Raw genomic sequence first — 19,290 nt, 5'->3', positions numbered from 1 at the left:
CGAAAGGTCGGCGGATCTTTCGGATCAGGCTAGTGAGGCTCAACGGCCGTCAAACCTGATGTCGCGGCCGGCAACGTACTTACCTTTCAACTCAACATTGCCGTGCACGGTCCCTGCTCCCTCGATCTTAATTTCAGAGGAATCCTTCCCCAACAGACCCGCCAAGGACTCGACCTGGTCGGGGTTCTCTTCTAGGAAACGGAGAACGCGCGCGGAAAGTTCATCAAAGGTGAGTGGCGCGAGCTCCGATTCCTCAGCCAAATTTGAACCGAAGAAGGCCCTCAGTCGTGCGAACTGTGCGCGAACTACGCCGTCGGCCCCCGCTGCTGCATGGCCAGCTACGCCTGTGACGTAGGCGGTAGTAGCGGTATCGGCCAAAGTGGCCAGATCCATGCGACCTCCCCCATAGAGCCCAGTATTTGATCACACCTTAAGGGCTGAGAGTTATTCGGTGAGGTGGTTTCAGAGGATTTCGTAGCAACGAGATGCGCTCTCCTGTTGCACGAGGGCGGTGTAGCGGCTTTGGGCTGGAGCTGCTTTGGGGCGAGTGATCATGGCCCCGTAAGCTTCCGGCGCGTCGGGCAGTCTGTGGACCTGCCCGGTAGAGCACGACGTTGGGGCCATGATCTTCGAGGCTCGCCCCAAAGTGGCTGCCTAAAGCCGTGGAGCCGACCGCCCCAGCCGCAGAGGGTGTCCCCCACTTCCCGCCCGCAGCTCGCTAGCGCGCCGCCGGGCGGGGCCGCCGCTGGCGAAGACAGGGCGGCGGACCCGCCGACAAGGCGGCGCGCGCCCGCGCCGTGCGCGGGCCTTGAACCAGCAAAGAAGGTTGTTACTCAGGCCTCGGCTGGATGCGCCACAGTGGGGCTTCGTACTGGTCAGGACGGCTGCTGAGCAGTAGCGCTCTGAGGTCCTGGCGCTGTTTTCCGTTGAGGCCGAGGGCTTCCGTGATCCGGCGGAACGTCGTGTGAGTGATGCCGCGGTCGCGGGCCTGGGCCTCGAACTGGTCGAGCTGGCGCAGCGTGGCTTCTTGGTCGAGCTTCTGTTCCGGCTGGTTGCCGAGCCAACTGGCCTTGTTGCGCTCGTAGTCGATCTCCGAGTACCCGCAGACCTCGCGGCTGTACTGCTCCGCCTCGGCGAGAGTCTCCGTTGCGAGGATGGCGCGTGCGAGCTCGTTGCGGTTCAGGGCGTCGTCCAGGTCGGCTTCGTGGACGGTGGGGCCTTGGTCGGTGAGAGGGACCGGGAGGCCGGCGTCTCTGACTTCGCAGAGGCCACGGATTCCACGGGCCGTTGCTGCCAACATCCCCGTTGCTTCGGAGGGGTGCCATTCAAGAACTGAGCTGATTGGTTCGACGTGCTCGGGCGTGAGTGTCTGAGCTGCTGGGCCCATGCGGTTGGCCAGAAGCTCGGCCGGGAGCTCTCCGTCTAGGCCGGGGCCAGCAATCAAGAGCCGCACAGGCGCGTTGATTTGGCAGCATGCAGCCAGCGTGAGGGCGTCGCCGAGCGGGCTGCGCAGGGTGGGTTCGTCGCCCTTGGCGAGGATGTCGCCGCCCACGTCCAGGAGGTCGATGGACTCGGGGGCCAGATGCTCGATGAGTTCTTCTAGCTGGCGTGTGATGCCCTCGGCGCCGTGTGTGGGATCGATCAAGGCGAAGGTGTGGGGGAGTTCGGCTGCCAGGCGGGGGAGTGTCGAGCCTGCGGGGGCGATGGGCTTCGCGTTGGCCGGGACGGTCCAGACGCTTCGCGTGAGGGGACGTAGGCCCGTGAAGTTCTCCGGGCCTCGGGGGCCTGGTACCGGGTCGATCAGGAGGCGGTCCCACGCGTACGTGAGGATCACCGCCGGACGGTCGTCACCCCCGTAGAGGGCTGCGTCGAGCATTGCGGCGGCGACTGCGTCGCCCCCTCCTCCTGCTGCCACGATCAAGCGGGTCACCCTCGCAGCGTACGGGTTCCCCTGCTGGCCACTCACCCTATAGTGGCTACTGGTCATAGCCACTTAGGGAGGGGCTCCGATGCCGCAGATCGAAGAGACCCAGCCCAAGTGCCTCCAGATCGCCCACCACATCCGCGATCAGATTTTGCGAGGCGACTTGAGGCCTGGCGACGAGGTTCCGTCGGAACGCCAACTGGCCGCAGACTGGAACGTTTCCCGCCCCACGGCTGCTCGGTCGCTGGAGGCTCTGAGTCACCAAGGTCTGGTGGAGAAGCGCCAGGGTTCGGGGACTTACGTGCGGGGCCTTGCCGTGAATCGGCGTGCCAGGGAGCTCTACGGTCGTGCCAAGCAGACCGGCAAGATCTACACGCCGGGTGAGTACGCGGTCATCACGTCCGCCGGCTGGCTGGAAGCCCCCGACTACGTGGCCGAGGCGCTGAGTCTGGCGGCTGGAAGTCGAGCCGTTCACCGCCAACGCGTCACCAAGAACGAGTCGGGTCCCATCACCATCTCCACCTCGTGGTTCGGCGCCGATGTCGGCGAGCAGGCGCCCAAGCTCTGTGATCCCGACCGGATTCAGGAGGGGACGCTCATGTACGTCGAGAGCGTCACGGGGCGGCAAGGAAGCTATGCCGAAGACCGGATGTGTGCCCGTCTGGCGACCGAGGATGAGGCTGCAGACCTTGAACTTGAGCCTGGTGCAGCCGTCTTGATCGTGCATCACGTGGTCTATGACCTGCAGGATCGGCCTCTTGAGTTCGCCGAGGCCACGTACCCGCCTGGGCGTTGGGCGTTCGAGCAGGGCTACCCGATCAGCTAGAAAATCGGCCTTCCCTCTGGGAATCGCTTGTGACTCCGAGTGGCTAATGCCACTATCCAGTAAGTGGCTAAGGCCACTTGACCGGAAGGGGCACGGACGTGAGCCAGGAGTACGGGGAGTTACGGCAGGTCTCGCGGGAAGCGGTCTGCCGTGGATGTCGGGGGCGAGGGTGGAAGCACGTCGGCTCCCGCTCCGCTCTGGCGCTCTCCGTCGCTGATGCTCGCGTCCGTGCTACGTCCAAGCGGCGCTGTCTCGACTGTGACGGCACCGGTAGGGAGTAGTGGCGCTCATGGCGGATGCGCGTGAAGAGTTCGAAGCCGCGGTTGCCGGACCGACGCCGATCGGGGGTATGACCCTCTATCCCGTGCCCGAGTCCGTGGCTCGGGCCAGGCGATGGTTCCGGAAGTTCACCACCCCGTACAACCTGGCCTGCCCGATCGACGACTGCGTACTGATGCTCTCCGAGCTGGTGACGAACGCGATCCTTTACGGGGAGGCCGAAGAACCGTGGCGGGTCCGGGTCGAGTGGTCGCGCCTGGGGGAGTCCCTGCGGGTCGACGTCCACAACCCGGGCTTCCCGGCGGACGTCCGGCTCCGTAACCCCAGGGCCAACGATGCGCACGGCCGCGGGCTCTGTCTGGTGAACGCGCTGGCGGACTCCTGGGCTGCCGGCCCCAGCCGCTTCGGTGGAACCGTCGTGTGGTTCCAGATCGACGAAGCCTGGAAGCCGTGAAGTCGATCCCGGCCTGTGGCGCCTGTGTGTCCGCGGCTGTTCAGTACCCACTCACGTGAGTAGGCTGGTTGGCAGGTTGACTTGGCGGATTCTCACTAGGCGGGGCTATGGCGTACGAGGTGGCTGCACCCAAGTATGTGCGGCTGGCGCAGACGCTCCAGGGGCGTATCGAGGACGGTACGTATCCTCCGGGGAGCCGGGTCCCGAGTGAAAATCAGCTGGTCCAAGCCTTCGGGATGTCCCGGCCCACTGTCGTTCGCGCGCTGGAACTGCTGAAGCGGGATGGCTGGCTGGAGTCCCGGCAGGGGTTCGGCACCATCGTCCGCGGGCGACCGGAAGTCGTCGAGCAGAAGGATCGGCGGGGGCGCGACGCGCTGGAGCGTGACGAATCCTCGGTTCAAGGTCGTCTGGTCCAGGTCGAGCAGGTTCCTGTGCCGCCTAGGGTTGCTTCCCTCCTCGGCGTGCCCAAGAAGGCGACGGTCCTGCTTCGGCGGCTCTTGGTGGTGCAGGGCGGTGAGCCGGTCGAGCTCTCTTCGTCCTACTTTCCGGCCGGCCTGGTCGAAGGGACCGAACTCTCTGCCTCGTCTCCACTGCGAGAGGGGCAGCGCGCACACCTGGAAGCACGTAAGAAGGTGCGCTTTGATCACGTGACCGAACGCGTCTCGGCCCGTCTGCCGAGCCAGGAGGAAGCTGATCTCTTGGGGATGCCCCAAGGCGAGCCGGTGCTGAGCGTCTTGGTCATCGCGTGTGATGTTGCCGGACAAGCCTTGCAGGTCACCGATGTTCTCCTGCCAGCGGATCGGCAGGAACTCGAAGACACTTATCGGCTTGGCTGAGTCAGACTCGGCCCTCTCTTTCGGATCACTCGTATGAGGGCATAGTCCGACGAGGCCTCGCACCCAGCCACAGGGACCTGATCGTGTCAGAACGACTGCCTGAAAGCGGCGACGTCCGTGCCCACTGGGCCTCCGTCTTCGACCTCGACGCCAGGCTCCCGGAGATGGTCTTCCGGACGAACCAGGGCGACACGTTGTTCTGTGAGTTTGATGCCCTGCTCACCCCGGACTTGTGGCCAGCGCTCTGTGCGATGGCTCAGTGGCACGGAGATCGACACGTCGAACTGCTCGTCCTCGAAGCCGGCGACGGCACGGCCCTCATGCCCGCACTGTCGCTTTCGGTGGAGGCCTCTGAGGACGACTACTGGGACGCGATCGGTTTCGCACCGGATGGCGATGCCCTTGACTCGATCACCATCATGGCGAACGTCGTCGCCGTGACGGGCCCCTCGGGTATGTGGGGGTGTTGGGGCGAGCGTGACCCGGAGGTGGCGGTCTTTCAAGGCTTCCCGGACGCATCGGCCCGCGACGCCTGGGGTGCGGCGTTCGGCCCGTTCTTGGGGGTCGACGAGGCGTTGGAGGCGTACCTCTCCCCAGTGTTCCGAGGCGTTGTCCCGGACTGGTACGCAGTAGCCATGACCAACCACTATCGCGATGAGACCGGCGGATTCGAGTCCTCGGCGTGAGCCGCTTCATCGATGGCGGGGCGACTGAATGCTGAACGCCGCAGGGCCTGGCTCGGATCCTGAAAAATGGCTGAGCTGGCGCTGAGCAGGTGACGTCTCAGAAACCTCAACTGGAGCGACAGCGAAGCCACTTGACAAGTCAACCTGGCTTCCTTAACTTCGAACTTGCTAAGTCAACCTGTCAGGTTGTCTGGCGGGTGTCTACGAAGGAGAAGTTCTGTGCGTGCAATCCGAGTTGAGACCTCGTCCGCGACGATCCTGCTGACCGAGGCGCCTGAGCCGAAGGTCAAGGACCGGCAGACGGGCGAGATCGCCAAGGACGCGGTCAGTGGGGAGGCGCTGATGAAGGTCGGCGTCGTCTACATCGACGAGGGGGAGTCGTCGCTCATCGCGGTGACCGTCCCGGAGAGCGGGATCACGGACGGCCTGGCCGTCGGCGCCCCGGTCTCCCTGCCCGGCCTCGTCGCCCGTCCCTGGGAGAGCGTCTTCAGCGGGCAGGCCCGCCACGGCATCGCCTACCGGGCGGCCGCGGTGGTTCCGGGAGCCTTCCCCGTCGGACAGGAGAACTGATCTCGTGTCCGAGCTGATGACCATGGCCGAGCTGGGCGGACCCCTCGCCTTATTAGGCGGGGCGATCTACGCCCGGAAGGCGCATCCGGCGATCTATTGGGCCACGGTCGGGCTGCCTGCGTCGGTGGCCCGGCTGGTCGGCTCGTACAGCTCGACCATGGACGCCTGCGGGCTGACGGTCCAGCCGTCCCGGCTGCGGGCGCTGGCCGTGCGGGCCACCACCCGTCGTGAGGTCCGGCCGGTGCCTCCGCGCCGAGGGCTGATCCGTCCCACCTCCACGGGGCTGCGGGTCCGGCTTCGGCTCGCTCCCGGCCAGGAGCCGGCGGACGTGGCCGCCTCGTGTGAGCGGTTGCGGCACGCCTGGGGCGTTCACGCGGTCCACGTTCACGAGATCAAGCCGGGCGTGGTCGAGCTGCGGTTGGTCGGGTTCGACTTGCTGCGAAAGGTGAAAATGCCTCGCAGCGCTGGGCACGACCTCCTCGCCGTGCCGGTGGCTCTGCGGGAGGACGCGACCGTGTTCGTCCGCGACTACCGGGCCGTTCCTCATGAACTCGTCCTCGGCGCCACCCTGTCGGGGAAGTCGATGTTCCTCCGAAATCTGCTGACAGGGCTGGCCGCTCAACCGGTCGCCCTGGTCGGCATCGACTGCAAGCGAGGCGTCGAGCTGGCGCCCTTCGCTCCGCGACTGTCGGCGTTGGCCACCGACTCCGATGAAGCTGCTGAGCTGCTGGCCGTCCTCGTCCAGGAAATGGAGGACCGCTACGACCTGATCAAGGCACGCCAGAGCATCGCGCCCGGCACTCCCGACGAGGAGATCACCTCCGATGTGTGGGGCCTTCCGGACGACGAACGGCCGCCGCCCATCGTGCTGTTCGTCGATGAGGTGGCCGAACTCTTCCTCGTGGCAAGTCGCAAAGACGAGGAGCGGCGCGATGAGATGGTGACCCAGCTGATCCGACTCGCCCAGCTCGGGCGGGCCGCGGGTATCTACCTGGAGATTTGCGGCCAGCGTTTCGGTGCGGAGCTGGGCAAGGGCGCGACCATGCTCCGCGCTCAACTCACCGGACGCGTCTGCCACCGCGTCAACGACGAGGCCTCGGCCAAGATGGCCCTCGGCGACATCGCCCCCGAAGCGGTGGGCGTCGCTGCCACCATTCCCGCTGAGCGTCCGGGCTTGGCCGTGTCCGGCGATACGTCCGGCGGCTGGGGGCGCATGCGCACTCCGTACTTGTCCCTCGGCGACGCTGCGGCGATCTGCCGCGAGACTGCCGAGCTCGCCCCCGACGTACCGGCCCTGAAGCCGTTCCGGCCGCATGTCCAGGCTTTGCCTGCGGACATCCCGATCAGTGTGGCCAAGCCGCACCCGGCGACCGGCTGACCCACCAACCCACCGGCCGGCGCGACCGCCTCGCGCCGAGTCCCTACCCCCGCCATGCCCGAAATCGAACGAGAGGACGTGAGCGACGTGGCCCAGCGCCCTGCATCGCGTGCCCTTCCGGTCCGCGTGGACGCCGTACTCGTTCAAGCGGTCATCGCTGCCGCGCTGTCCTTCGCCCATCTTCACGATCTGGCCGTCGCGGCGGGACAGGACGGCTGGAAGGCGTGGGCCTACCCGATCAGCGTCGATCTGCTGTTGGTGGCGGCCTGGAGACGGCTGAGGTCGGGAGAGTTCAAGGCGGCCGGATGGTGCTGGTTCCTGGTCGCGCTCACCGCCAGTCTCGGCGCCAACGTCGCGACGGCAGGGCTGCTCGACCTTGATCACGTTCCTGCCTCGCTCCGCATCGTCGTGGCCGGTTGGCCGGCGGTCGCCTTCCTCGGCGGAACGCTGCTCGCGCACGGATCCGCCGATCCGGCCCCGGACCCGCGTGAACAGAACGACGAGCCGATGAACGAAGCGGCACAACAGGGATCACTTCCTGCGTCCGCGCCTGAGTCCCGGTCCGCTGCCCCTGCTTCGCGTCCCGCGCCTGCCGTTCCACCGACAGATCGGCTCCCGACCGCGCTCGTCGACCACGCCCGAAAGGTGGCCGCCGAGCACCGCACGCGGACCGGCGCGCCCATCGACACCGACACCCTGCGGGCCCGCCTCGGTGTGCCGGGCCCACTCGCCGAAGCCATCGCCACCCAACTCACCTGACCCCAGGAGACCTTCCGCCCATGCGCCCGTCCACGCTCCGCGCCCTCAACCGGGCCGCCGAGCTGACCCGTCAGAACCGCCTCACCGAAGCACTGCTCATCGCCGAACCCGTGATCCTCGTCGCCGACGACATCGAGGGCGCGGAGATCCGGCGGTGGCTGCTCGACCACGTCGCCGACTTCACCGGCAAGAACCACGAGGACCCGAAGGAGCTCCCCTGATGCCCGCCAACCCCCGATTCCGCCGAGTGATCCGCATCGGCCCTGTCCAGGTCGCCACGTACTACGACGGCCGCGGCCGCGAGAAGCACACCGCCGCCTGCACGGCCCCTCGCTGCGGCTTCTCGACCGACTACGACAGCCGTGCCGCCGCCGAGCTGGCGGCCCGCACCCACCGCTGCTCGGCTCGCTGAGGAGACCGCCGTGACCCTCAGCCTGCCTCTCGTCTTCGTCCTCGGCGTCATCGCCTGGGCCGCGATCAAGTTCCTCGGCGTCCGGATGTGGGTGGCCGTCGTGATCGCCCTGTTCGGCTTCCTGCTCTCTCAGACCTTCCTCGCCCCCGCCATCGAGTCCGGCACCCACTCCGGGGTCGGCGTCGTCGACGGCACCCATCACTGAAGGGAGAAACCCCATGCTGCTCCGACCGAAGATGCCCGACGCGGCTCCGGTATCGATCGCACAGACGCCGACTCGACCGGCCGAGCACCACCACGCCCCGGTGATCTGCTCCTGTGCTCACACCCCCATGGCGTCCGCCGGCCGCCCGCTCTCGCCCCTTGTCGGACGCGGGGTGAGCGCCGTTGCCGCGGTCCTCGTCGTCGGCGTCGTGCTGACCGCGCTCCTGGCCACGGTCGCCATCACGGCCGTCTCCGTCTCCATCGCGGCCCTGGTGCTGCGCTCCCTGCTCAACAGCGCCCACAAGCGCTGACCAGCCTGCCGGGGCGGCCTCGATACCGCCAAGCATCCCGCCGCCCCGGCAGGCGCGGACCTCCCGACCGAAACCGAAAGGACAGTTCCATTACTACCGGACGCGTTCCGCCCCCAGTCGAAGAACTGGGCGCGCTCGTCTCCCTGGGTGGCATGTCCACCCTCGTCAAACAACTCCGGGGCATCGGTGGTTGTACACAGCCTGTGCGCTTGGACGGCCACCGCGTCGAGCACGCGGTCGACACCCGAACCGGCGAGATAGGCCGCGTTCTCCACCGCCTCGACTCGGCCTCACTCCCGGCAGGCAACCTCCTCGTGCGCTGCAACAACCGCCGCGCGACCCGCTGTCCGGCCTGCGCGGAGACCTACCGCCGGGACACCTTCCATCTGATCACCGCCGGACTGCGGGGCGGTAAGGGCACTCCCACCGGCGTTACCCGTCACCCGAAGGTGTTCGCCACCTTCACCGCTCCCGGTTTCGGCCCCGTCCACAACCGGCCCACGGACCGCAGCGGTACCGTCCGCGTCTGTCGCTGCGGACTCCTGCACGACGCCGACGACGACTCGCTCGGCACACCCCTGGACCCGGCGACGTACGACTACGAGGGCGCCGTCCTGTGGAACGCGCACGCCGGAATGCTCTGGCAGCGCTTCTCCATCTACCTCCGCCGAGAGATAGCCAAGCGGGCCGGCCTCACTCAGCGGGACTTCGCGGACTTCGCCCGGGTCTCCTTCGCCAAGGTCGCCGAATACCAGAAGCGCGGAGCCGTCCACTTCCACGCCGTCATCCGCATTGACGGCCCCGAGGGCAGCGAAACCCCGCCTCCGGCGTGGGCAACCGCCGAGCTGCTCACCGACGCGATTGGCGCCGCTGCTGCTCACTCCCGCGTCGGTGGCCCCGTCATCGATGGACGCTCGCACGCGTTCGCCTTCGGCAAGCAAATCGACGTACGTGCGATTCGCTCTGCCGACTTCGACGGTGGCCAAGAGCTGACCGAGCGGGCTGTCGCCTCGTACATCGCCAAGTACGCCACCAAAGGCGCCGAGGCCGCCACGGGAGCTCTCGACCGCCCGCTCAAGTTCCTCGCTGAACTTGCCCAACTCGACGTCAGCGACCATGCGCGCCGACTGATCCGAATGGCCTGGACTCTTGGAGCACGCAAGGAGTTAGGAGAGCTTCGGCTCCGGGCCTGGGCCCACATGCTCGGCTTCCGCGGTCACTTCTCCACCAAGTCCCGCCGCTACTCGACCACCCTCGGCGCCCTCCGTGACGCTCGCGCCGAGTGGCGCCGTGCCCAAGCGGTCGAGACCACCGAGGACGAGCCGGATACGACTCTCGTTCTTTCGCACTGGGTCTTTGCCGGAATCGGTCTGTCCGCCGTTGAAGCCTGGCTCGCTGCCTCCCTCGAACCCGCCCTCGGTACGGAAGGAGAACCGACGTGAGCCCACAGCGCGACGAGCTGATGACCGTGCGCCAGGTCCTGGACGAGCTGGGTGGGGTCTCTCGCCGGACGTTCTACCGCTGGCGTGAGCTGGGGCACGGGCCGACCGCATTCAAGCTGCCCAATGGGGAGCTTCGGGTGTGGCGGAGTGACTTCTCCACGTGGCTGCGAGAGCTGGAGGCCGCGGCGTGAAGTCTCTCGACGTGAAGGTCTGGGCCGTTCGGAAGCGTGATACGAAGACGCCCTCGTACGGCGTTCGGTGGTCCGTGGCGGGCAACGTCTTCTCCGACTCGTTCCGAACCAAGGCGCTCGCTGACCACTACCGCTCGAAGTTGATGCGGGCGATGCGTGAAGGCGAGGAGTTCGACAGGGCATCCGGGCTTCCGGACTCGCTGGAACCGAAGAAGTCGGCTGTGTCCTGGTACGACTTCGCTCTCCGGTACCTCGCTATGAAATGGCCCCACGCTGCCCCCAATACGCGCAACAGCATCAACGAATCGCTCACCAGCGTGACCGTGGAGCTCCTCGACGAGCGGGCTGGGCGGCCGTCCGATCAGGCCATCCGGCAGGCGCTCCGCAACTGGGCCTTCGTCCTGCCGGGGCCCGATGACCGAGACGTCCCGGACGACGTGCGGAACGTCCTCCACTGGGTGTCGAAGGCATCGCGGCCGCTGGCCGATCTCGCTGAACCGGCTACGGCCCGTGCAGTGCTGGACTCGCTGAAACTCAAGCTTGACGGCACTGCCGCGGCAGCCGAGACCGTGCGGCGTAAGCGGCGGACCCTCGTCAATGCTGCCAACTATGCGGTCGACTTGGGCGAGCTGCGTGAGAACCCGATCACAGCTGTCCGTTGGCAGAAGCCGAAGGTCTCCAACCAGGTTGATCCTCGCGGCGTCGCGAATCCCGAGCAGGCTCGGAATCTCCTGGCGGCCGTCTCCTACGTGGGCGGCTACCGGCGGGCCCGCGGTCGGCGCCTGGTGGGTCTCTTCGCAGCGATGTACTTCGGCGGTCTCCGGCCGGCTGAAGCGATCGGCCTTGTCGAGACGGACCTGAACCTCCCCGGACAGGGCTGGGGGTCGGCGCTGCTCCACCGGACTCGTCCGTCGGTCGGCAAGCAGTGGACCGACTCGGGGGAGACCCACGACGACCGCGGTCTGAAGAACCGGCCGGTTGAGGACGTCCGGCGCGTGCCGATCCCGCCCCACCTCGTTTCCGCACTCCGCGAGCACCTGGCGACGTTCGGTACGGCGGACGACGGACGGCTCTTCTTCAGCGAGAAGGGTTCGGTGGTCCCGTCCTCGACGTACTACCGCGTGTGGCAGGAGGCCCGGCTCCTCGCGCTCCCGCCGTCCGTGGCCTCTTCGCCGCTCGCGAGTCGGCCGTACGACCTGCGGCACTCGGCGCTGTCGACGTGGCTGAACGCCGGTGTCGACCCGACCGAAGTGGCGGAGCGCGCCGGCAACAGCGTTGAGGTCCTGCTGACCCGCTACGCGAAGTGTCTCGACGGACGACAGGACGTCGCCAACCGACGGATCGAGGACCTGCTGCGCGAGTACGAGTGAGACACCCTGCACCCCACCGAGGCCCCGGGCAACTTGTCCGGGGCCTCTCTCGTTTTGAGCCCGACCTGCTGCGACGCTTCGAGCCAGGAGCGGACGAGGGGGGACTCGTGGAGCTGAAGGTCACCCGCTGGAAGCGGTATGGACATGATCGCCTGTACGCGAACCTGCCTGATGGCACGGCGGTCGGCTGGGCGGATGTGAAGACGGGGGACATCACGGTCTTGGTCGCCGAGTATCGCGACGACGTGATCGCCGTGCTGACAGATCACTTACAGAACAACCCCGAACCGGTCCCGCCGCAGAAGACGTCTAGGACGCCCGAGGCTGAGGTGCCCCCTCTGCTGCCGCCTCTGACAGCGGCCGATGACCTGTCCGCTAACCGTCCCGGGGAGTCACTGCTCGACAAATCCGGGCCAGGCCTGATCAAGCGAGTCGTCTCACAGCTTCTGCGGCGCCCCGGCGAGTATGACTCCTGGCGGAAGGGCCTGGCGGGGGAGCGGAGGGTGGGAGCCGAGCTGAACCGCTTGGCACGCCACGGCTGGCGCGTTCTGCACTCCATCCCTCTGGCCGACAAGGTGGATGTCGATCACTTGCTGATCGGGCCCGGCGGCGTGTTCAGCATCAATACAAAGCACCACGACAAAAGGGCTGTGTGGGTCGGCGATGACTCCGTGAAGGTTGATCACGGAAAGCCGGCACCCTACGCGCGCAAGAGCCGGGCGGAGGCCAAGCGAGTAGGCCAAGTGCTTGAGCACTATTGCGGCTTCCCTGTACCGGTGCAGCCGGTGCTCGTCTTTGTCGGCGTGACTGATCTCAAGGTGGTCGCCACACAGCTCAGCGTGCGTGTGTACCGGGAGCGTGAGGTGGCGGCACTGGCGCCCCTTTCAGGAGTGCTGACGGCCGAGCAGATCGAGCAGGTGTACGGCGTTGCTCGCCATCGCCAGGCTTGGAACCGGGCTTGAGGTGATGGGCCAGGGCGAGCGCGCACTCACGCCATTTCCCGGACCTCACCTGCGGCAACGACCCAAGATCCCGTCCACGCCTCGTCCACAGACCTCGACATGGAGCCGCTTCGGGCTGCATCCGCCTGCACATACGCGAAGACCCCGGCCTCAGCGTTTCCGCTGGTGACGGGGTCCTTGGGCACCTAATACAGGGTGCCCCCGGCAGGATTCGAACCTGCGCACACGGCTCCGGAGGCCGTTGCTCTATCCCCTGAGCTACGGGGGCGTGTCGGGCGCGGTGTTCGCGGCGACGGGTAGAACCCTACCAGCTCTTTCCGGGGTGATTGCCACGGGTTTTGGTGGTCGGAGGCGTCGTGTTGTGAGGGGTGGGGTGGGCAGGCCGGGGGTGCCCTGGAGGGCCGGCCGGGGGAGAGGCGCGGGCGCCGCAGGGGCGGAAGTCGGGAAAACCCGGACGCGGCAGTGGGCGCGGACCTACTCTCGAGTTGTGCCAGGCGCGTCCGGCCGAGTGCTTGTTGTGGACGACAACAAGGTCATCCGGCAGCTGATCAGGGTCAACCTCGAACTGGAGGGTCTCGAGGTCGTGACCGCGGCCGACGGTGCCGAATGCCTGGACGTCATTCATCAGGTGCAGCCCGACGTCGTCACCCTCGACGTCGTGATGCCCCGGCTCGACGGGCTCCGGACCGCCGCCCGCCTCCGCGCCGACCCCCGCACGCGGAACGTGCCCCTCGCCATCGTCAGCGCCTGCACCCAGCACGAGGTCGACAGCGGCCTCGACGTCGGCGTCGACGCCTTTCTCGCGAAGCCGTTCGAACCCTCCGAACTCGTACAGCTCGTCCGGCAGTTGATGGATCGGCGTGAGTCCGACCGTGAGCGTGCCCTGAGTGTGGGGAGCCGCGAGGGGAGTGCGGGCAGTAGTCGTGAGGGCGGCTCACCCGACCCGTCCTTCGAGGAGTCCTCCTTCGACGCGGATGCCTTCGGCGGGCGTCCCTTCGACGACGCCTTCGAGGCGGGCAACGGGCCCGACGCCGGCCTCGGCCTCGGCCTCGACGAAACCGAGCGCGCCGGACGCGCCGGGCACTGACCAAGGGTTCCAAGGGTTCCAAGGGTTCCAATATCCGGTTGTTCTGATCAGCGCCGCCGTCCCGATCAGCGCCGGTGACTCCGGTGACTCCGGTGACTCCCGTGACTCCCGTCAACCACCCAGAGCCCCAGCCTCACCACGCTGCCCGTACGGCCAAGAATCCGGCCCCCGGTCCCGGCTCCGCCCCGCCGCAAGCCAGCCTCACCCCCGGACCGCACCCGACACCCACCCTCGGACCCGCCCGGCCCCGGACCCCACCCCGTCCACATCCCGGACCGCACCCCAAACCCATTAGCATCCCCACCCCCCTCCTCCCATACGCTTGTCCCGTGACCCCCGTCGAGCTCTCCCGGACCGTGCTGTGCGCGGTGCGGCGTGCTGTCGATTCGGGGGAGCTGAATGTGGCCGTGCCCGCACGGGTCGTGGTGACGGTGCCGGGGCCCGGGGGGTGCGGGGACTACGCGACCAACGTCGCGTTGCAGCTCGCGCGGCCCGCCGGGCGGCCCGCACGGCAGGTCGCCGAGATCCTGCTACCGCACATCGGCGGCGCCGCCGGTGTCGCGGGCGTCGAGATCACCGGGCCCGGTTTCCTGAACATCAGCCTCGGCCGCGAGGCCTCCGCCGCCCTCGTGGCGGACGTGCTGGCACAGGGCGCCGGGTACGGACACGGCGACGCCCTCGCCGGACAGGTCGTCGAGCTGCGCGTGCCGTACGACACCCGTGCCGAGGTCGTCGCCGACGCGTTGGTACGGATCGTCGCCACCCAGGGCGGTCGCGCCGAGGTCCGGCACGTCGAGTCGGGGAATCCCCGGTCGGTGCTCGCACCGGAGCATCGGGGGGTACGAGTCGCCGGCCCCCAGGACGCCCACCCCGAGCCCCGCCACCCCGAGCCCCGCCACCCCGAGGTGCGGCACGCCGTGGCCGGGCACCCCGAGGCCGGGCACCCCGAGCCCCGCCACCCCGAGATGCGGCACGCCGAGGCCGGGCACCCCGAACCGGTGAACCTGCGCCCCGTGCCCGCCCCGGAGGACCCCGCCCCACTGGGCGCGGACGCCGCCCGCTGGGCCCTGCTGCACCCCGCACCGCACGACCGGCCCCGGATCAGCGCGGACCACCTCGTCCAGCGCGAGAGCAACCCTCTCTTCCGGGTCCGTTACGCCCACGCCCGCACCCGGGCCCTGCTTCGAAACGCCGCGGCGCTCGGCTACACCGGCGCCCCCGGCGACGTACGCGACCTGGACCGGGCCGGGGAGCTGCTCGGCGCCCTCGCCGAGTACCCGCACGCCCTGCGCGTCGCCGCGGCCGACCGCACCCCCGACCGGCTCGCCCGGCACCTCGTCGTCACCGCCGATGCCCTGCTCGCCGTCCAGCACACCGTGCTGCCGCTCGGCGACGAGAAACCCTCGGCCGCCCACCGTGCCCGGCTCGCGCTCGCCGACGCCGCCGGGACGGTGCTGGCCGGCGGCCTGTCCCTGCTCGGCATCAGCGCACCCGACCACCTCTGACTGCCTCAGACACCGCAGAAAGCCGACACCTGAGATGAGCCGTTCCGCACACCCCGCCGGGCCCCGTCACGCCGATGTGCTTCCCGAGGGCCACTACACCGCGCCGCCCGCCGACCTCAACGCCCTCGACCCGAAGGTCTGGTCCCACACCGTGACCCGTACGGCCGACGGCGTCGTCAGTGTCGGCGGCATGGAAGTCACCCGGCTCGCCGAGGAGTTCGGCACGCCCGCCTACTTCATGGACGAGGCCGACTTCCGGGAGCGCGCCCGCGCCTGGCGCACCGCGTTCGGACACGACGCCGACGTCTTCTACGCGGGGAAGGCCTTCCTGTCGCGTGCCGTCGTGCGCTGGCTGCACGAGGAGGGCCTCAACCTCGACGTGTGCTCGGGCGGCGAGCTGGCCACAGCGCTCTCGGCCGGCATGCCCGCCGACCGCATCGCGTTCCACGGCAACAACAAGTCGGAGACCGAGATCCGCGCGGCGATCGAGGCCGGGGTCGGGCGCATCGTCCTCGACTCCTTCCAGGAGATCGTGCGGGTCGCGCACATCGCGCAGTCCCTCGGCAAGCGGCAGCGTGTGCAGATCCGCGTCACCGTGGGCGTCGAGGCGCACACGCATGAGTTCATCGCCACGGCGCACGAGGACCAGAAGTTCGGTATCGCGCTCGCCGACGGGCAGGCCGCGGAGGCGGTGCGCCGGGCCCTGAGTCTGGACGGGCTCGAACTCGTCGGGATCCACAGCCACATCGGTTCGCAGATCTTCGACATGGCGGGCTTCGAGGTCGCGGCCCGGCGCGTGGTGGGGCTGCTCGCCGCCGTCCGCGACGAGCACGGCGTCGAGCTGCCCGAGATCGACCTCGGCGGCGGTCTCGGTATCGCCTACACCAGTGAGGACGACCCGCGCGAGCCGCACGAGATCGCCAAGGCGCTGAGCGAGATCGTGACGCGGGAGTGCGAGGCCGCCAGGCTGCGGACGCCCCGGATCTCGGTGGAGCCGGGCCGGGCGATCGTGGGCCCGACCGCCTTCACGCTCTACGAGGTCGGCACGATCAAGCCTCTCGACGGGCTGCGTACGTACGTCTCGGTGGACGGGGGCATGTCCGACAACATCCGTACGGCGCTGTACGACGCCGAGTACAGCGTCGCGCTGGTGTCGCGGACCTCGGACGCCGACCCGATGCTCGCCCGTGTCGTCGGCAAGCACTGCGAGAGCGGCGACATCGTCGTGAAGGACGCCTTCCTGCCCTCCGACCTGGCCCCGGGCGACCTCATCGCGGTGCCGGCGACCGGGGCCTACTGCCGTTCCATGGCCAGCAACTACAACCACGCGCTGCGCCCGCCGGTCGTCGCCGTGCAGGACGGTGCGGCCCGGGTGATCGTCCGGCGCGAGACGGAGGAGGACCTGCTGCGCCTCGACGTGGGCTGAGCGGCGTTCGAACCGGTGTCGGTGATGTCGGCCGGGAGGTGGCCTGTCCACTCACTCGGCCGACACCGGGGGACGCCGGCTGAGAAGCTTGACCTGCGGCGGAAGATCTCCTGTCGTCCGCCGCCGGAAAAATGAAATAGACGTCTCACGATCCGGACGAAGGCTAGAAACTCCAGTCCGGTGAGTGAGACTGGTCGAACCGATGACGGTATGAGGAAACGAGGTCGGATGATGCGTACGCGTCCGCTGAAGGTGGCGCTGCTGGGCTGTGGGGTTGTCGGCTCAGAGGTGGCGCGCATCATGACGACGCACGCCGACGACCTCGCCGCCAGGATCGGAGCCCCGGTCGAGCTCGCGGGTGTCGCCGTCCGGCGCCCCTCGAAGGTCCGGGAGGGCATCGCGCCCGAGCTGGTCACCACGGACGCCACCGCGCTCGTCAAACGCGGCGACCTCGACGTCGTCGTCGAGGTCATCGGCGGCATCGAGCCCGCCCGTACGCTCATCACCACCGCCTTCGAGCACGGCGCCTCCGTCGTCTCCGCGAACAAGGCGCTCCTCGCCCAGGACGGCGCGGCCCTGCACGCCGCGGCCGACGAGCACGGCAGGGACCTCTACTACGAGGCCGCCGTCGCCGGCGCCATCCCGCTGATCCGCCCGCTGCGCGAGTCCCTCGCCGGCGACAAGATCAACCGCGTGATGGGCATCGTCAACGGAACGACGAACTTCATCCTCGACAAGATGGACTCCACCGGCGCCGGCTATCAGGAGGCCCTCGACGAGGCCACCGCGCTCGGGTACGCCGAGGCCGACCCGACCGCCGACGTCGAGGGGTTCGACGCGGCCGCCAAGGCCGCCATCCTCGCCGGGATCGCCTTCCACACGCGCGTGCGCCTCGACGACGTCTACCGCGAGGGCATGACCGAGGTCACCGCCGCGGACTTCGCCTCGGCGAAGGAGATGGGCTGCACCATCAAGCTGCTCGCCATCTGCGAGCGGGCCGCCGACGGCGGGTCGGTCACCGCGCGCGTGCACCCCGCGATGATTCCGCTGAGCCACCCCCTCGCCTCCGTGCGCGGCGCGTACAACGCCGTGTTCGTCGAGTCCGACGCGGCCGGGCAGCTCATGTTCTACGGGCCGGGCGCGGGCGGCGCCCCCACGGCCTCCGCGGTCCTCGGCGACCTGGTGGCCGTGTGCCGCAACAAACTCAACGGCGCGACCGGACCGGGTGAGTCCGCGTACGCCGCGCTGCCGGTCTCGCCCATGGGCGACGTCGTCACCCGCTACCACATCAGCCTCGACGTGGCCGACAAGCCGGGTGTTCTCGCCCAGGTCGCCACCGTCTTCGCCGAGCACGGTGTGTCGATCGATACGGTTCGCCAGCAGGGCAAGGACGGCGAGGCCTCCCTCGTCGTCGTCACGCATCGTGCGTCCGACGCGTCCCTCACCGGGACCGTCGAGGCGCTGCGCAGCCTCGACACCGTGCGGGGTGTCGCCAGCATCATGCGGGTTGAAGGAGAGTAACCAGCAATGACCCACCAGTGGCGCGGAATCATCGAGGAGTACCGGGACCGGCTGCCGGTATCCGACAGCACGCCGGTCGTGACGCTCCGTGAGGGCGGTACGCCGCTCGTGCCCGCGCAGGTGCTCTCCGAGCGCACGGGCTGCGAGGTCCACCTCAAGGTGGAGGGCGCCAACCCGACCGGGTCCTTCAAGGACCGCGGTATGACCATGGCCATCACGAAGGCCAAGGAGGAGGGCGCGAAGGCCGTCATCTGCGCCTCCACCGGCAACACGTCCGCCTCCGCCGCGGCCTACGCGGTACGCGCCGGGATGGTCTCCGCCGTCCTGGTGCCGCAGGGCAAGATCGCGCTCGGCAAGATGGGCCAGGCCCTCGTGCACGGCGCGAAGATCCTCCAGGTCGACGGCAACTTCGACGACTGCCTCACGCTCGCCCGGTCGCTGTCCGACAACTACGCGGTGGCGCTGGTCAATTCGGTCAACCCGGTGCGTATCGAGGGCCAGAAGACCGCCGCCTTCGAGATCGTGGACATGCTCGGTGACGCGCCCGACATCCATGTGCTCCCGGTGGGCAACGCGGGCAACATCACCGCGTACTGGAAGGGGTACACGGAGTACGCCGCCGACGGCGTCGCGAAGCGGACCCCGCGCATGTGGGGTTTCCAGGCCTCCGGTTCCGCGCCCATCGTGCGCGGCGAGGTGGTCAAGGACCCGTCGACCATCGCCACCGCGATCCGTATCGGCAACCCCGCCTCGTGGAAGTTCGCGCTGGCGGCCCGGGACGAGTCGGGCGGCCTCATCGACGAGGTGACGGACCGTGAGATCCTGCGCGCCTACCGGCTGTTGGCCGCGCAGGAGGGCGTCTTCGTGGAGCCCGCGTCCGCCGCGTCCGTCGCCGGTCTGCTGAAGGCCGCCGAGCAGGGCATGGTCGACCCGGGCCAGACGATCGTCTGCACGGTCACCGGCAACGGCCTCAAGGACCCCGACTGGGCCGTCGCGGGCGCCCCGCAGCCGGTCACCGTCCCCGTGGACGCGGCGACGGCGGCGGAGCGGCTCGGCCTGGCATGACACCGTCGGCGGGGGCCGGGTCCTTCCCGGTCCGCCCCCGTCGGCCGCGGTCCGGCCCGTACCGGCCGTCGGGTGCGGGCGC

Annotated in this window: 21 protein-coding genes, 1 tRNA gene and 1 pseudogene; 20 read left to right on the top strand and 3 right to left on the bottom strand. The window is 68.7% G+C overall.

Annotated features, from left to right (window positions below):
• Positions 1 to 39: 39 nt before the first annotated feature.
• Complete coding sequence (locus tag ABEB03_RS19305) at positions 40 to 393, bottom strand: hypothetical protein (protein ID WP_345650315.1); 354 nt, start codon at positions 391 to 393, stop codon at positions 40 to 42.
• 436 nt (positions 394 to 829) lie between these two features.
• Complete coding sequence (locus ABEB03_RS19300) at positions 830 to 1,876, bottom strand: DUF1152 domain-containing protein (protein WP_425589273.1); 1,047 nt, start codon at positions 1,874 to 1,876, stop codon at positions 830 to 832.
• 133 nt (positions 1,877 to 2,009) lie between these two features.
• Between ABEB03_RS19300 and ABEB03_RS19295 the strand changes: the two genes are divergently transcribed.
• The 15 genes from ABEB03_RS19295 (at position 2,010) to ABEB03_RS19225 (ending at position 12,604) form a co-directional block, all read left to right on the top strand.
• On the top strand, positions 2,010 to 2,750 hold the full coding sequence (locus ABEB03_RS19295; protein WP_345650309.1) for a GntR family transcriptional regulator: 741 nt from the start codon (positions 2,010 to 2,012) through the stop codon (positions 2,748 to 2,750).
• A 349-nt stretch (positions 2,751 to 3,099) separates the two neighbouring features.
• Complete coding sequence (locus tag ABEB03_RS19290; RefSeq protein WP_345650306.1) at positions 3,100 to 3,483, top strand: ATP-binding protein; 384 nt, start codon at positions 3,100 to 3,102, stop codon at positions 3,481 to 3,483.
• A 107-nt stretch (positions 3,484 to 3,590) separates the two neighbouring features.
• The gene (locus tag ABEB03_RS19285; protein ID WP_345650303.1) at positions 3,591 to 4,319 is read left to right on the top strand and encodes a GntR family transcriptional regulator; all 729 of its coding nucleotides are present in this window, start codon (positions 3,591 to 3,593) and stop codon (positions 4,317 to 4,319) included.
• Between the two features lie 83 nt (positions 4,320 to 4,402).
• Positions 4,403 to 5,005, top strand: a complete 603-nt coding sequence (locus ABEB03_RS19280) for a hypothetical protein (RefSeq protein WP_345650300.1) — start codon at positions 4,403 to 4,405, stop codon at positions 5,003 to 5,005.
• Positions 5,006 to 5,224: 219 nt separating this feature from the next.
• A complete protein-coding gene (locus tag ABEB03_RS19275; protein WP_266616567.1) occupies positions 5,225 to 5,575 on the top strand; it encodes an SCO3933 family regulatory protein in 351 nt (116 codons plus the stop codon).
• 16 nt (positions 5,576 to 5,591) lie between these two features.
• Complete coding sequence (locus ABEB03_RS19270; RefSeq protein ID WP_425589272.1) at positions 5,592 to 6,953, top strand: FtsK/SpoIIIE domain-containing protein; 1,362 nt, start codon at positions 5,592 to 5,594, stop codon at positions 6,951 to 6,953.
• Between the two features lie 54 nt (positions 6,954 to 7,007).
• Positions 7,008 to 7,712, top strand: coding sequence for a DUF2637 domain-containing protein (locus ABEB03_RS19265; RefSeq protein ID WP_425589264.1), 705 nt, complete (start codon positions 7,008 to 7,010; stop codon positions 7,710 to 7,712).
• A 20-nt stretch (positions 7,713 to 7,732) separates the two neighbouring features.
• The gene (locus tag ABEB03_RS19260) at positions 7,733 to 7,933 is read left to right on the top strand and encodes a hypothetical protein (protein WP_345650284.1); all 201 of its coding nucleotides are present in this window, start codon (positions 7,733 to 7,735) and stop codon (positions 7,931 to 7,933) included.
• Entirely contained in the window at positions 7,933 to 8,124 is a 192-nt protein-coding gene (locus tag ABEB03_RS19255) for a mobile element transfer protein (RefSeq protein ID WP_345650281.1), read from the top strand. The genes ABEB03_RS19260 and ABEB03_RS19255 overlap by 1 nt, the downstream gene beginning before the upstream one ends.
• Positions 8,125 to 8,134: 10 nt before the next feature.
• Positions 8,135 to 8,329: a hypothetical protein gene (locus ABEB03_RS19250; protein ID WP_345650278.1), complete on the top strand. Its 195-nt coding sequence runs from the start codon at positions 8,135 to 8,137 to the stop codon at positions 8,327 to 8,329.
• A gap of 16 nt (positions 8,330 to 8,345) precedes the next feature.
• Positions 8,346 to 8,639, top strand: coding sequence for a SpdD protein (locus ABEB03_RS19245; RefSeq protein ID WP_425589271.1), 294 nt, complete (start codon positions 8,346 to 8,348; stop codon positions 8,637 to 8,639).
• A 152-nt stretch (positions 8,640 to 8,791) separates the two neighbouring features.
• Entirely contained in the window at positions 8,792 to 10,081 is a 1,290-nt protein-coding gene (locus tag ABEB03_RS19240; RefSeq protein WP_345650272.1) for a replication initiator, read from the top strand.
• A 20-nt stretch (positions 10,082 to 10,101) separates the two neighbouring features.
• Positions 10,102 to 10,272, top strand: a complete 171-nt coding sequence (locus ABEB03_RS19235) for a helix-turn-helix transcriptional regulator (RefSeq protein ID WP_345650866.1) — start codon at positions 10,102 to 10,104, stop codon at positions 10,270 to 10,272.
• Complete coding sequence (locus ABEB03_RS19230) at positions 10,269 to 11,642, top strand: tyrosine-type recombinase/integrase (RefSeq protein WP_345650269.1); 1,374 nt, start codon at positions 10,269 to 10,271, stop codon at positions 11,640 to 11,642. The genes ABEB03_RS19235 and ABEB03_RS19230 overlap by 4 nt, the downstream gene beginning before the upstream one ends.
• Positions 11,643 to 11,749: 107 nt before the next feature.
• Positions 11,750 to 12,604, top strand: coding sequence for a nuclease-related domain-containing protein (locus tag ABEB03_RS19225; RefSeq protein ID WP_345650266.1), 855 nt, complete (start codon positions 11,750 to 11,752; stop codon positions 12,602 to 12,604).
• Positions 12,605 to 12,800: 196 nt separating this feature from the next.
• Here ABEB03_RS19225 and ABEB03_RS19220 read toward each other — a convergent pair.
• Positions 12,801 to 12,872: transfer RNA gene (locus tag ABEB03_RS19220), tRNA-Arg, on the bottom strand.
• 120 nt (positions 12,873 to 12,992) lie between these two features.
• On the opposite strand from ABEB03_RS19220, the pseudogene ABEB03_RS19215 reads away from it, so the two are divergent.
• From ABEB03_RS19215 to thrC, 5 genes and pseudogenes are all read left to right on the top strand, one after another.
• Positions 12,993 to 13,535 (top strand): annotated as a pseudogene (locus tag ABEB03_RS19215) (response regulator); the annotation flags it as partial.
• A 485-nt stretch (positions 13,536 to 14,020) separates the two neighbouring features.
• Positions 14,021 to 15,196, top strand: a complete 1,176-nt coding sequence (nrtL, locus tag ABEB03_RS19210; protein ID WP_345650263.1) for an ArgS-related anticodon-binding protein NrtL — start codon at positions 14,021 to 14,023, stop codon at positions 15,194 to 15,196.
• A 34-nt stretch (positions 15,197 to 15,230) separates the two neighbouring features.
• Positions 15,231 to 16,622, top strand: a complete 1,392-nt coding sequence (gene lysA / locus ABEB03_RS19205; RefSeq protein ID WP_345650260.1) for a diaminopimelate decarboxylase — start codon at positions 15,231 to 15,233, stop codon at positions 16,620 to 16,622.
• Between the two features lie 228 nt (positions 16,623 to 16,850).
• Positions 16,851 to 18,143 carry a homoserine dehydrogenase gene (locus ABEB03_RS19200; RefSeq protein WP_345650257.1) on the top strand — a complete coding sequence of 431 codons (1,293 nt, stop codon included), beginning with the start codon at positions 16,851 to 16,853 and terminating at the stop codon, positions 18,141 to 18,143.
• A gap of 6 nt (positions 18,144 to 18,149) precedes the next feature.
• Positions 18,150 to 19,208: a threonine synthase gene (thrC, locus tag ABEB03_RS19195; protein ID WP_345650254.1), complete on the top strand. Its 1,059-nt coding sequence runs from the start codon at positions 18,150 to 18,152 to the stop codon at positions 19,206 to 19,208.
• Positions 19,209 to 19,290: the final 82 nt, after the last annotated feature.

This window comes from Streptomyces siamensis, assembly GCF_039543605.1.
GTDB classification, from domain to species: Bacteria; Actinomycetota; Actinomycetes; order Streptomycetales; family Streptomycetaceae; genus Streptomyces; species Streptomyces siamensis.
The sequence above is the reverse complement of the archived record's forward strand: the minus strand, read 5'-3'. Positions and strand labels throughout refer to the sequence as shown.

Coding starts and splice junctions, on each gene's coding strand:
- ABEB03_RS19200 (WP_345650257.1), top strand. CDS start 16,851: ATGATGCGTACGCGTCCGCTGAAGGTGGCGCTGCTGGGCTGTGGGGTT.
- ABEB03_RS19295 (WP_345650309.1), top strand. CDS start 2,010: ATGCCGCAGATCGAAGAGACCCAGCCCAAGTGCCTCCAGATCGCCCAC.
- ABEB03_RS19305 (WP_345650315.1), bottom strand. CDS start 393: ATGGATCTGGCCACTTTGGCCGATACCGCTACTACCGCCTACGTCACA.
- lysA (WP_345650260.1), top strand. CDS start 15,231: ATGAGCCGTTCCGCACACCCCGCCGGGCCCCGTCACGCCGATGTGCTT.
- ABEB03_RS19265 (WP_425589264.1), top strand. CDS start 7,008: ATGCCCGAAATCGAACGAGAGGACGTGAGCGACGTGGCCCAGCGCCCT.
- ABEB03_RS19255 (WP_345650281.1), top strand. CDS start 7,933: ATGCCCGCCAACCCCCGATTCCGCCGAGTGATCCGCATCGGCCCTGTC.
- ABEB03_RS19240 (WP_345650272.1), top strand. CDS start 8,792: ATGTCCACCCTCGTCAAACAACTCCGGGGCATCGGTGGTTGTACACAG.
- ABEB03_RS19300 (WP_425589273.1), bottom strand. CDS start 1,876: ATGCTCGACGCAGCCCTCTACGGGGGTGACGACCGTCCGGCGGTGATC.
- ABEB03_RS19260 (WP_345650284.1), top strand. CDS start 7,733: ATGCGCCCGTCCACGCTCCGCGCCCTCAACCGGGCCGCCGAGCTGACC.
- ABEB03_RS19270 (WP_425589272.1), top strand. CDS start 5,592: ATGACCATGGCCGAGCTGGGCGGACCCCTCGCCTTATTAGGCGGGGCG.
- ABEB03_RS19235 (WP_345650866.1), top strand. CDS start 10,102: ATGACCGTGCGCCAGGTCCTGGACGAGCTGGGTGGGGTCTCTCGCCGG.
- ABEB03_RS19290 (WP_345650306.1), top strand. CDS start 3,100: ATGACCCTCTATCCCGTGCCCGAGTCCGTGGCTCGGGCCAGGCGATGG.
- thrC (WP_345650254.1), top strand. CDS start 18,150: ATGACCCACCAGTGGCGCGGAATCATCGAGGAGTACCGGGACCGGCTG.
- ABEB03_RS19285 (WP_345650303.1), top strand. CDS start 3,591: ATGGCGTACGAGGTGGCTGCACCCAAGTATGTGCGGCTGGCGCAGACG.